11 protein-coding genes are annotated in these 12,409 nt (G+C 44.8%); 8 read left to right on the top strand and 3 right to left on the bottom strand.

Annotated elements, in window-relative coordinates; translation table 11 throughout:
* Window positions 1–95: 95 nt before the first annotated feature.
* Window positions 96–1,301, bottom strand: a complete 1,206-nt coding sequence (locus N5J47_RS11580; RefSeq protein ID WP_279960193.1) for an acetyl-CoA C-acetyltransferase — start codon at window positions 1,299–1,301, stop codon at window positions 96–98.
* A gap of 177 nt (window positions 1,302–1,478) precedes the next feature.
* Between N5J47_RS11580 and N5J47_RS11575 the strand changes: the two genes are divergently transcribed.
* Window positions 1,479–2,021, top strand: coding sequence for an AAA family ATPase (locus N5J47_RS11575; protein WP_279960194.1), 543 nt, complete (start codon window positions 1,479–1,481; stop codon window positions 2,019–2,021).
* A complete protein-coding gene (locus N5J47_RS11570; RefSeq protein ID WP_279960195.1) occupies window positions 2,018–2,458 on the top strand; it encodes an NUDIX domain-containing protein in 441 nt (146 codons plus the stop codon). The genes N5J47_RS11575 and N5J47_RS11570 overlap by 4 nt, the downstream gene beginning before the upstream one ends.
* Before the next feature lie 36 nt (window positions 2,459–2,494).
* Here the strand turns inward: N5J47_RS11570 and N5J47_RS11565 are convergent, their stop codons facing one another.
* Window positions 2,495–3,508, bottom strand: coding sequence for an AraC family transcriptional regulator (locus N5J47_RS11565; RefSeq protein ID WP_267981914.1), 1,014 nt, complete (start codon window positions 3,506–3,508; stop codon window positions 2,495–2,497).
* Between the two features lie 213 nt (window positions 3,509–3,721).
* Here N5J47_RS11565 and N5J47_RS11560 point away from each other — a divergent pair, with 213 nt between their 5' ends.
* The 6 genes from N5J47_RS11560 to N5J47_RS11535 all read left to right on the top strand — a co-directional run bounded on the left by N5J47_RS11560 (window position 3,722) and on the right by N5J47_RS11535 (window position 11,742).
* Window positions 3,722–4,840, top strand: coding sequence for a CaiB/BaiF CoA-transferase family protein (locus N5J47_RS11560; RefSeq protein ID WP_279960196.1), 1,119 nt, complete (start codon window positions 3,722–3,724; stop codon window positions 4,838–4,840).
* 390 nt (window positions 4,841–5,230) lie between these two features.
* On the top strand, window positions 5,231–6,469 hold the full coding sequence (locus tag N5J47_RS11555) for a carbohydrate porin (RefSeq protein ID WP_279960197.1): 1,239 nt from the start codon (window positions 5,231–5,233) through the stop codon (window positions 6,467–6,469).
* A 143-nt stretch (window positions 6,470–6,612) separates the two neighbouring features.
* Window positions 6,613–9,015 carry a glucose/quinate/shikimate family membrane-bound PQQ-dependent dehydrogenase gene (locus N5J47_RS11550; RefSeq protein WP_279960198.1) on the top strand — a complete coding sequence of 801 codons (2,403 nt, stop codon included), beginning with the start codon at window positions 6,613–6,615 and terminating at the stop codon, window positions 9,013–9,015.
* 172 nt (window positions 9,016–9,187) lie between these two features.
* Window positions 9,188–10,831 carry a nitrite/sulfite reductase gene (locus tag N5J47_RS11545; RefSeq protein WP_267981910.1) on the top strand — a complete coding sequence of 548 codons (1,644 nt, stop codon included), beginning with the start codon at window positions 9,188–9,190 and terminating at the stop codon, window positions 10,829–10,831.
* Window positions 10,824–11,309 (top strand): DUF934 domain-containing protein, encoded by a 486-nt coding sequence (locus N5J47_RS11540; protein WP_279960199.1) that lies wholly within the window; start codon window positions 10,824–10,826, stop codon window positions 11,307–11,309. The genes N5J47_RS11545 and N5J47_RS11540 overlap by 8 nt, the downstream gene beginning before the upstream one ends.
* Window positions 11,310–11,388: 79 nt before the next feature.
* Window positions 11,389–11,742 carry an SMR family transporter gene (locus tag N5J47_RS11535; RefSeq protein ID WP_279960200.1) on the top strand — a complete coding sequence of 118 codons (354 nt, stop codon included), beginning with the start codon at window positions 11,389–11,391 and terminating at the stop codon, window positions 11,740–11,742.
* A gap of 45 nt (window positions 11,743–11,787) precedes the next feature.
* Here N5J47_RS11535 and N5J47_RS11530 read toward each other — a convergent pair whose 3' ends face one another.
* Window positions 11,788–12,231, bottom strand: coding sequence for a VOC family protein (locus N5J47_RS11530; protein ID WP_279960201.1), 444 nt, complete (start codon window positions 12,229–12,231; stop codon window positions 11,788–11,790).
* Window positions 12,232–12,409: the final 178 nt, after the last annotated feature.

The raw sequence follows: 12,409 nt of genomic DNA, 5'->3' as shown, positions 1-12,409 counted from the left end.
CAAGGCGGAAATATTTGAAAAAAGCGCAGTTTACAATATGTAAATGAGCATTTTTGAAAGTGTTTCCAACGTGGCAAGATCAATGCAGCCAGTTTTTATACCAACTCAATGATAGTGGCAATCCCCATTCCACCACCAACACATAGTGTTGCCAGACCACGTTTCTTGCCCTGACGCTCCAACTCATCCAGCAATGTACCTAAAATCATGGCACCTGTTGCACCCAATGGATGACCCATTGCAATCGCACCACCGTTGACATTGACTTTTTCGGCAGGAACATTCAGTTCATTGATAAAGCGCATCACTACGGCAGCAAATGCTTCATTCACTTCAAACAGGTCGATGTCATCAATGCTTAAGCCAGCCTTTTGCAGCGCCTTGCGTGCAGCAGGAGCAGGGCCTGTCAGCATGATGGTTGGGTCTGTACCGACCAATGCAGTTGCCAGCACTTTGGCACGTGGTTTCAAGCCTTGTTCCTTAACCGCTTTTTCAGACGCAAGCAGTACCACTGCCGCACCATCCACGATACCTGACGAGTTACCTGCATGATGCACATGGGTGATTTTCTGGGCTTCTGGATATTTCTGTAATGCAACCGCATCAAAGCCCATTTGTCCCATCATTTCAAAGCTGGCATTCAGTTTTGCCAAGCCCTCAACGGTGGTATTGCCCTTGATAAATTCATCTTTTTCTAAAATCATCACACCTGAATGATCTTTCACAGGCACAACGGATTTATCGAAATGACCATTTGCCTGTGCCGCTGCCGCTTTTTGCTGTGAATTCACTGCAAAGGCATCCACATCTGTGCGGCTATAACCATCTAAAGTCGCAATCAGGTCAGCACCAACACCTTGAGGAACAAAGGAGGACTTCAAGTTGGTTTCAGGATCAAGTGCCCACGGACCACCATCTGAACCCATTGGGATACGTGACATGGATTCCACACCACCCGCAACGACCAAATCTTCCCAGCCAGAACGGACTTTTTGTGCTGCCAAATTGACAGCTTCCAAACCAGATGCACAGAAACGGTTGATTTGCACCCCTGCAACATCATCATTCCAGCCAGCGGCAATGGCTGCGGTTTTGGCGATATCGCCGCCCTGATCAGCAATTGGCGTCACACAGCCGAGTACGATGTCATCGACTTTTGAGGTATCGAGCTGGTGGCGTTGTTGTAATTCATTCAGTAATGTTGTGAGTAAAGTGATCGGTTTTACTTCATGTAATGAGCCGTCTTTTTTTCCTTTTCCGCGTGGTGTGCGAATGGCATCAATAATATAGGCCTCGCTCATAGCTGTTCCTTGTATTGCCTTAAATTAAAATCATTGTGCATCGAGTGTACTCAATTTAAGTGGCAGTGCAATGATGATAAACGTTGGCAAGTTTGATGTTTTTCGCCAATTGATCACTTGCCAGAAAAACGGCTTCATCAGTAAACTGGCCCGCCATAACTGAAGCAAGCATTTCAGATGAAATTCATTAATATTATTGGCACCACGGGCTCTGGTAAGTCTACACTTGCCCGAAAACTGGCACAAAAACGACAATTACACTATATCGAACTGGATGATTTACTCTGGCTGGATGATTGGCAGGAATCATCAAATGAAGCCTTATTCTCCAAACTAAAAACAGCGATGGAGGATGCCACGGCAGGATGGGTATTGGATGGTCTTTATACCCGTACCATTCCGATGATTATGCAACAGGTGGATACCGTGATTTGGCTGGATTATCCATTTCACATCAATCTATACCGTCTGACTAAACGCACTTTGGGACGTGTCATCAGCCGAAAAAAGTTGTGGGAAAATTCAAATAATCGGGAAAGTTTAAAATTGATGTTGTCTAAGGAATCAATTTTTATCTGGTTAATCAAATCCTATCCTAAAAACCGCAACAAATATTTTGACCTAATGCACAATCCAGCCTATCAACATATTCAATTTATTCGTCTGACTTCACCTAAACAGACTGAATCATTTTTAAAGCACGTTAAGGCAGTGCAATGACACATATCAGAACAAAAGCCCTGTGTATTTTTCGACATCAGGATAAGGTGTTGCTGTCTTATGGTTATGATCCCAGCAAGAATGAAACCTATTTAAGACCGATTGGCGGCGGAATTGAATTTGGTGAAACTTCTGTACAGGCAGTTGAAAGGGAAGTCTTGGAAGAAATTCATCAACAGATTATTCGCCCAAAACTGTTAGGTGTAGTGGAAAATTTATTTAGCTTTGATGGACAGCAGGGACATGAAATTGTTTTTATGTATGAGGCTGAATTTGCTGATTCGAAATTTTATCGACACGTGGAAATACAAGGCTGTGAAATGGATGGATCTATTTATACTGCCTGCTGGATGAGTCAAGAACAAATCGAAGTCAACCAATATCCTGTTTATCCTAAAGGGATAGAGCAATGGTTATTTACTGAATCGGCAGAATAGATAGCCTGAATTTTCAGACTATCGATATGCAGTGATTTATAAATGCTGTCCATGCAACTGACGATATAAACCAGGTGTAACGCCCGTCCATTTTTTAAAGGCACGGTGAAAGGTACTGGTTTCACTAAAGCCAACTTGTTGGGCGACATCCTCAAGGGTCAGGTTTGGTGTCAACAATAAGTGAATCGCAGCATCACGGCGCAGGGCATCTTTCACGCCTTGATAACTCTTGCCTTCCGCAGCCAAACGACGACGCAAGGTTTGCGGAGAAAGATAGAGCATGGAGGCCACATCATTCAGTGTCGGCATTTCCTCACCAATCTGGCTCTTTAACACATCACGAATACGCGATGTGAGCGAGTTGGTGTTCTTGAATTTTACCAACAGTTGCGCTGGCGCAGCTTTTAAAAATTCCTCTAAGGTCTTTTCATCCTGACGGATTGGAAGATCAAGATAATCCGCAGCAAAAGTAATTTCGGTACGTGGTGCATCGAATTGCATGACAGGTGCAAAGAACAGCGCATCGTATTCATCAGCATGGTTGGGACGTGGATAGCCAAAATGGACACGTTCGAGTGGCAGGCGACGTTCAATCAGCCATGAAGCCAAACCATGCCAGATCATCAACATGCTTTCAGTGATGAAATGATCAGGATCAAGGGCTTTGGGAATATGTGGAACCAGACGGGCTTCATGCTTGTCGCGTTCCAGACTCACCGACCATTCATCGCCAAATAGTTTATAGAACTGGGAGGAGAGTTCCAGTGCCTGTCCAAGTGTCTTGGAGTGGATGATCAACTGGCACATGATAGCAAACGTACCGAGACGGCGTGGCTGGACATCAAAGCCCACATGCTCGTCCTGTGTCACCATCCACAACATTTTTACAAAGCGGGTGTATTGCTCTGGGGAGATTCGGGCCTTGGGCTGGCGCAGCAATTCTGCTTCTATGCCGACATGAGAAAGTAATGTTTCCACGTCCATGCCGAGGCGTTTGACACCTGTTAAAGCCGCATTCACGAAGTGGATGCTGATCGTATCACGGCTCATATTGAATCCTTCAGTTTCTTTACTGTTCACGATAATTGACCTAAATAACCGTCTAAAATATCAAGTTGGGCAATTGACAAGAAAAATAATTGCTCATTCAGTACATGTTAAATTGCCGAAACGATCAAGGTAAATGGCTGAACATGACATTGTTTTTGTGTTTATCCAAACCTAGTATAAAAGAAAATTTAAACAAACTGAGTAAAAATTATTATGCCAACCGCTTTAAAGGGATTGAAAGTTCTGGATTTTTCAACGTTGTTGCCTGGACCATTTGCCAGCATGTACCTTGCGGACATGGGTGCAGAAGTGATCCATGTTGAATCACCGACACGTCCAGACCTTGTGAGAATTATGCCACCCTATGCCAATGGACAGGCGACAGCCCATAGTTATTTAAACCGTAACAAGCAGTCGATTGCACTCGATTTAAAAGATGCTGCCAATATTGAACTGATCAAAAATAAGATTTCTGACTTTGATATTGTGTTAGAGCAATTCCGTCCAGATGTCATGCGCCGTTTGGGTTTGGACTATGACACTTTGGCAGAGATCAATCCACGTTTAATCTACTGTTCAATTACAGGCTATGGTCAAACAGGTGCTTATAAAGATCGGGCAGGGCATGATATCAACTACTTAGCCCTTGCAGGTATTTCTGGTCATAGTGGCCGTCAGGACAGTGGCCCACCGCCATTGGGCATTCAGATTGCCGATGTTGCGGGTGGTTCACTGCATGCAGTGATTGGTATTCTGGCGGCTGTGGTGGAGCGTCAGCGCAGTGGTATGGGACAATATATTGATATTTCCATGACAGACTGTGTGGCCAGCCTCAACAGTATGGCGGCTTCTGCAAGTCTGGCAGGGCAAACCCCGCAGGGGCCTGAGCAGGGAATGCTGAATGGCGTCAGTTTCTATGATTATTATGAAACCAAAGATGGTCGCCATTTTTCTGTAGGCAGTCTGGAACCCCAGTTTATGGCAGGTTTGGCGACTGCGCTGGATTTACCAATCCTGTTGGCAAAAGGTGCATCTTTTGACCCTGAAGATCGTCAGGCGGTCAAACAGGCATTACAGGACAAGTTTAAATCACAGGATTTTGCTGAATGGCAGCATCTATTCCAAAGCCTTGATATTTGTGTCGAGCCTGTCTTAAGTCTGGATGAGGCACTGACATCACCAATGGCGGAACAGCGTGGTTGGGTGGTCGATGTGCCATTGTCTGAAAATTCAGAACAGACCGAGCCGCAGCTTGCTTGCCCAATCAAGTTTTCCCGTTCTCAAATGAAGTACAACTTTATCGGGCAGGGATTAGGTGAGGGCAAGTGGTAGAAAATATGTGCATTTAATCATGAGGGTCTGTTGATATTTCAGCCATGCTTGCGTTATAGGCTAAAACAACTCAAACAAGGCATGAAACGCAGGCAATGGCGAGACCATTGTCAAGTTTCATAACGCAGTTTGGGGCAGTTTTAGCCATAACCCTTTGGGACAGGGACATTTTTTGCCGCTACTGCGTTATGCCTTATTCATTTAGAATAGCTAAATTTCATAAGTCATGCCTTGTATCGTCTAAAAAATGTCCTCTGTCGCAAGCATCTGTGAAATGTCAACAGACCCTAACTGTTAAAATACTGTACATATCCTTAACATTTTGAATAAATCAATCCGTTCAAAATCAGCGTAACCTTTTATAACAAAAACATAAAAGGTTACGTAAACATGACAATCTCTCAATCATGGGTTGTTTCTTGTTTATCCGTTCTATCATTGAGTCTTTTTAGCCAATACACTCAGGCAGCCTCAGCATTTGACCCGAATGGTCAGTGGCTGTTTGGGGATTGGAACGGTCAACGCACTGCGTTGCAAGAACAGGGTTACAACTTTTCTGCGGATTACACAGGTGAATTTGCAGGGGTTCTGGACGCCAAACAGCATTCCAGCCACGGCAGTGAATATACAGGACAACTGGCTTTAGGCACACATTTCGACCTCAATAAAATTCTGGGTTGGCAAGATACCGAAGCCCAGTTCACCGTAACTTATCGTGATGGGCAATCGCTTTCCCAAACCGCAGATGGCTTACAGGGGCATTTAAGTTCTACCCAGGAAGTCTGGGGGCGTGGTCAAACCTGGCGCTTGACTGATTTGTGGATCAAGAAGAAATTTTTAGATAAAGCTTTAGATATTAAAGTCGGGCGTTTTGGTGAGGGTGAGGATTTCAACAGCTTTGACTGTGATTTCCAGAACTTGGCCTTGTGTGGTTCCCAAGTGGGTAATTGGGTTGGTGACCAATGGTATAACTGGCCTGTCAGCCAGTGGGCATTGCGGGTTAAATACAATCTCCAGCCAGACCTTTATGCACAAATCGGGGCCTATGAATATAACCCTGACAATTTGCAGCGTGGTAAGGGGTTCTATCTCAGCACTGATGGCTCAAAGGGAGCAATTATCCCCGCAGAGTTGGTGTGGACACCAAAACTGGGTCAACAGGTGCTTTCAGGTGAATACCGTGTTGGCTATTACTACAGCACGGCTGATGCAGCAGAAATTGCCAATCCAGCCAAAACATCACATAAACAGGGTGGCTGGTTTACCGCCAAACAACAGCTTACAGGTGATGGGCAGTCAGATCGCGGCTTAAGTGGCTTTGTAAATGTCACCGTTCATGACTCAAAGACCAATGCGGTTAAAGACATGCAGAATGTAGGTCTGGTTTATAAGGGCTTGCTGGCCCAGCGTCCACAGGATGAACTGGCTTTGGGGGTGGCGCGTATTCACGCCAATAATAAGGTCGATGCCTTACTGGATGAAGAATACAACACTGAACTGTATTACGGCATTCATGCCACCAACTGGCTGACGGTTCGTCCAAATATTCAATATGTCCACCATGTCGGTGCCTTCAAAGATGGCGACAAGACCTGGGTGGGCGGAATTAAATTCCAGACCATTTTTTAACACTACACTGGAGAAATGTTGCGGATGGAGTCGAATCGCTGGACGGTATCCGCAACATTGCTCTTGTAATTTGAACTGGACGATGAAGTAGATTGATCATTCGCTTCATCGATCTCTAAATATAAAATATGCAAGGTGATCGTATGAATCAATCTGCAAAATCTGGGCTTAGAACCTTGACGGTCATTATCCTTGCCGTCATTGCACTGTTCCTGCTCATTGGCGGTATCTGGCTCGCAGCAATTGGTGGGTCTTTTTATTATGTGATTGCAGGTGTGCTGTTGCTGGTAGTAGCGGTGCAACTGTATAAACGCGCCTCAGGCCCGTTGTGGATATATGCTTTGCTGATGCTGGGCAGCATTATCTGGGGTGTCTGGGAAGTCGGCACCGATTTCTGGGCACTCGCGCCACGGCTTGATATTTTAGGGATTCTGGGATTGTGGTTGCTGATTCCGGCGGTCACACGAGGCATTGATAACCTGACCTCAAGCAAGGTGGCACTGTCATCTACGCTGGCGATTGCCATTGTGGTGATGGTGTACTCAATCTTTAATGATCCACAGGAAATCAACGGAGTGATTCAAACCCCACAACCTGCACAGGCAAAAGCGGTGGATGGGGTTGCTCCTGAAGATTGGCCTGCATACGGGCGTAGTCAGGGCGGTGAGCGTTATTCGCCACTGACCCAGATTAATGACAAAAACGTCAAAGACCTGAAAGTGGCGTGGACATTCCGTACAGGTGATTTCAGAACGGATAATGATTCAGGTGAAACCACCAATCAGGTCACCCCCATCAAGATTGGCAACAATATGTTTATGTGTACGCCACACCAACATTTAATTGCCATCGACCCTGCCACAGGCAAGGAAAAATGGCGTTTTGATCCAAAACTCAAAACCGATAAAACGTTCCAGCACTTAACCTGTCGTGGGGTGATGTACTACGATGCTGCCAATACCACTGAGTTTGCAACCAGCTTGCAGACCAAGAAATCGGCCTCTACTGAATGTCCTCGTAAAGTGTTTGTACCTGTTAATGATGGCCGTTTAGTGGCGGTGAATGCGGATACAGGCAAGGCATGTTCTGACTTTGGACAGAATGGCGAAGTGAACCTACAGGAATTCATGCCTTATGCTTATCCAGGTGGTTATAACCCGACTTCACCAGGTGTAGTTTCTGGCACAACCGTGGTGATTGCGGGTTCTGTCACCGACAACTATTCCAATAAAGAGCCATCTGGCGTGATTCGTGGCTATGACGTGAACACAGGCAAATTGTTGTGGGTGTTTGATACAGGTGCAGCCGATCCAAATGCCATGCCAGGTCAGGATACCACCTTTGTCAACAACTCTCCGAATGCATGGGCACCACTGGCTTATGATCCAAAACTGGACATTGTCTATGTACCAACAGGTGTGGGTACACCTGATATCTGGGGCGGGGACCGTACTGAGTTGAAAGAGCGTTATGCCAACTCGATGCTGGCGATCAATGCCAGCACAGGTAAGCTGGTGTGGCATTTCCAGACCACCCATCATGACTTGTGGGATATGGATGTACCATCCCAGCCATCTTTGGCGGATGTGCAGGACAAATCAGGTCAGACCGTTCCAGCGATTTATGTACTGACCAAAACAGGGAATGCCTTTGTGTTGGATCGTCGTACAGGTCAGGCGATTGTGCCGATTAATGAAAGACCAGTGCCTCAAACTGTGAAATGGGGTCCTCAAACCAAGGGTGAACACTACTCAGCAACCCAGCCATTTTCAGACCTGAATCTGGCACCAAAAGACAAATTGACAGACAAGGATATGTGGGGCGCCACCATGTTTGACCAGTTGATGTGTCGTGTGAAATTCAAACGCCTGAACTATGATGGCATTTATACGCCGCCATCTGAAAATGGCACCCTGGTATTCCCTGGTAATCTGGGTGTGTTTGAATGGGGCGGTATGTCAGTGAATGCGGATCGTCAGGTCGCTGTAATGAATCCGATTGGCTTGCCATTTGTCAGCCGTTTAATTCCTGCCGATCCAAACCGTCTACAAACCGCCAAGGGTGCGGGGACGGAGCAAGGTGTACAGCCAATGTATGGTGTGCCTTATGGGGTGGAGATCAGTCCATTCCTGTCGCCATTTGGATTGCCGTGTAAACAGCCGAGCTGGGGCTTTGTTGCTGGTGTAGATTTAAAAACACATCAGGTAGTGTGGAAAAAACGGATTGGTACCATCCGTGACAGCTTGCCAAATCTATTCCAATTGCCACCAGTGAAAATTGGTGTACCAGGATTGGGTGGCTCGATCTCAACTGCGGGGAATGTGATGTTTGTGGGAGCAACCCAGGATAACTACATCCGCGCATTTAATGTGACCAATGGTGACAAGTTATGGGAAGCACGTCTGCCTGCGGGTGGACAAGCAACGCCAATGACCTATGAAATCAATGGCAAGCAATATGTGGTGATTATGGCAGGTGGACATGGTTCATTCGGCACCAAAATGGGTGATTATGTGGTTGCCTATGCATTGCCAGATAAGAAATAGTTTCATTTAGGCATGATGTTGAAAAGCCCAGATTCGTCTGGGCTTTTTCTTTTTGTGGTTTAAGACAGGCTTATCAATAAAACCGTTATTAAATATGCAAAAAAAGCATTTTGTTGATGAATGAAAGCTCGTTATGCTATCCGCCTTTATAATGAATGACTAGCCATACGCCATGTATTTATATACGGATTTCGATCAACAACTGATCAACCAACGTGTTGCCCAGTTCCGTGATCAAACAGAACGCTATTTAGCAGGAAAACTGACCGAAGACGAATATCGTCCATTACGTTTGCAAAATGGTTTGTACGTGCAACGTTATGCGCCGATGCTCCGTATCGCTGTGCCGTATGGCTTGATGAATACCAAACAACTCAGAAAAATTGCTGAGATTGCCACTGAATATGACCGTGGCTATGCCCATGTATCTACCCGCCAAAACATTCAGTTGAACTGGCCTGCATTGGAAAATGTACCAGATATCCTGGCTGAACTGGCAACTGTGCAAATGCATGCAGTTCAAACCTCTGGTAACTGTATCCGTAATACCACCACTGACCAGTTTGCAGGCGTGGTGGCAGGTGAAGTGGCAGACCCACGTCCAACCTGTGAACTGATTCGTCAGTGGAGTACGTTCCACCCTGAATTTGCATTCCTGCCACGTAAGTTCAAGATCGCCGTGTCTGCTTTGGAAGAAAAAGACCGTGCCGCAACAGCGTTCCATGATATCGGTGTGTATATCGTGCGCAATGAAGCGGGCGAAATGGGCTATAAAATCATGGTTGGTGGTGGCTTGGGCCGTACCCCAATCATTGGTAGCGTAATCCGTGAATTTTTACCTCGTGAAGACCTGATCGCCTATCTTGAAGCGACATTACGTGTCTATAATTTGCACGGCCGTCGTGACAACAAATACAAGGCCCGTATCAAAATTTTAGTAAAAGCCTTAACGCCTGCCGTGTTTGCTGAAAAAGTTGAGGCTGAATTTGAATACACACGTGAAGCGTTAAAGATTCAGCCTGAAATCCTGAAAAAGCTGGATGAAGAATTTACACCATTCAACTATCAGGATTTGGAAGATCAGGATTTTTCAGCACTTTTTGCTGAACATCCAAAATTCAAACAATGGTTTAACGTCAACACCAATGCACATAAAGTCAAAGGCTATCGTATCGTCACGATTTCACTAAAACGTGCAGGCGTTGCTCCTGGTGATGTTACTACTGAAGAAATGAATTTGATTGCTGACTTGGCAGATAAATACACCTTTGGTGAGTTCCGTACCACACACGAACAAAACATTTCCTTGGTGGATGTGCCACAAAAAGATTTGTTTGAATTGTGGCAAACGCTTGAACATCACAACATGGCACGCGCGCATATCGGCTTTATTACTGATATCATTTGCTGTCCAGGCGGTGATTTCTGTTCATTGGCTAATGCGAAATCCATTCCGATTTCAGAAGCGATTAGTCGTCGTTTTGAAGATTTAGATACCATTTATAACTTGGGCGAACTTGACCTGAATATTTCAGGCTGTATGAATGCCTGTGGTCATCACCATGTTGGTAACATCGGTATTTTGGGTGTCGATAAGAAAGGTGCTGAGTTCTACCAGATCACTTTGGGTGGTCATGCTGATCATGATGCCTCTTTAGGTGATATCCTGGGGCCATCGTTTGCTGCGGATGCCGTTCCTGATGTGATTGAAGAAATCCTCAATACCTACCTTGACTTGCGTACTGAGGGTGAGCGTTTCATCGACACTTACCGCCGTGTTGGCATCCAGCCATTTAAGGAGCGTGCTTATGCTTAATACATCGCTACAAGTGCTTTCTAAAGATGGCACAATTGCAGACAATAGCTATCAAGTGATTGCTGAAGATGGTGTGATTCCTCAAGGTGATGTGGTGCTGACTACTGCACAGCTTGATCAGTTGACACTGTTACAAGGTAAAAAGGCTTTATATATCACGGTCAATGATTCACCTGAAACCCATCAATTTCCATTAAATGAACTGGATGCAATCTTCATTGAGTTTGCTGGTTTTGGTGATGGTCGTGGCTATTCTTTTGCTGCGTTATTACGCCGTCAGGGCTATCAGGGTGAATTACGTGCAGTAGGTGATGTGTTTAAGGATGTTTTAAATTATTTGAAACGTTCTGGCTTTGATACCTTTGTTGTCAAAGAGGGCAAGGACATTCACGAAGCGGCTGCTGGACTTCAGGATTTTACCCATCCTTATCAGGCTTCAACCGCAGTGCCACAAGCCAGTTATCAAACAGGTGCGTAAGTATCCTGAAAGCAAAAGCTGAACTACGGTTCAGCTTTTTTATTGATGATGATTGAATCCAATAAATTGAAGAACAACAATGTTGACACTAATTTCAAAAATAAATCCTGGAGTAATTTGGCTGTTATTCGCCATTGCAACTGATGTGCTTTCCACTTTTTATTCAGCCAAAGGCAATGGACTGGTCAATAAGCTTGATCAGGGTATTGCTTTGGTTCTCTATATTGTTTCTTTTACTTGTGCTGCCATCGCCTTGAAATATATGCAGGCAGGCATTCTCTATGTGCTCTGGTCGGGAATTGGGGTGATCGCGACAGCCGCGTTGGCAAAGGTATTTCTAGGGCAGCACATTGATTTGGCTGGGTGGATTGGAATTGGTTTTATTACCGTGGGTTTAATGATTATTGCGCAATATTCAAATATTGATGTTTAGAACTTCATCAAAAAATTATTTCGATGAAGTCTTTATCTTGTTAATTTACATGCTCTCAAGCTGACAATTGACCATCCATTTTATTCCAAACTGATCGGTAAATGCACCGTAGAGTGCACCCCAGAAAGTTTTTTCCAGTTGCATTTCAATATGGCCATGTACTGAAAGCTGGTTAAATAAACGTCGTGCCTCCATTTCATCATATTCAAGATTAATCGAAATATAATGGTTATTTCCTGGAGTAAACACACTATTTGGTGCACAAAACTGATCGTTGACATCTGATCCCATAAGGACCGTAAATTCATTGATTGGCAAGGAAACGTGCAGAATTAAACTTTTGTCGGCTTCAGACAGTGTAACTCCCTCAGTCGGTGGCATGTCTCCATAGCGGCTAATCATGGCAAATTCACCGCCAAACACAGACTGGTAAAAAATGAATGCCTGTTCGGCTTGTCCTTTAAAATTGAGATAATGGTTGAGTTGCATAGGTATCTCCTTGTTGTTTTTTTATACACAGCATAACTTATCGGGATTTTTAGATGGGGTGCATTATTTTTTGTAATTGTGAAAATAAAAAATCCTGCATCATGATCTGCACCCTGAAAGTTGGACACTCTTAGTCTAATTTGAAAGGTGCTTTTTAATGGCTAAATACAGCAAAGCG

Origin of the sequence: Acinetobacter sp. GD03645, from assembly GCF_029845285.1 — a bacterium.
GTDB lineage: Bacteria > Pseudomonadota > Gammaproteobacteria > Pseudomonadales > Moraxellaceae > Acinetobacter > Acinetobacter corruptisaponis.
This window is presented reverse-complemented; position numbering and strand designations above follow the sequence as displayed.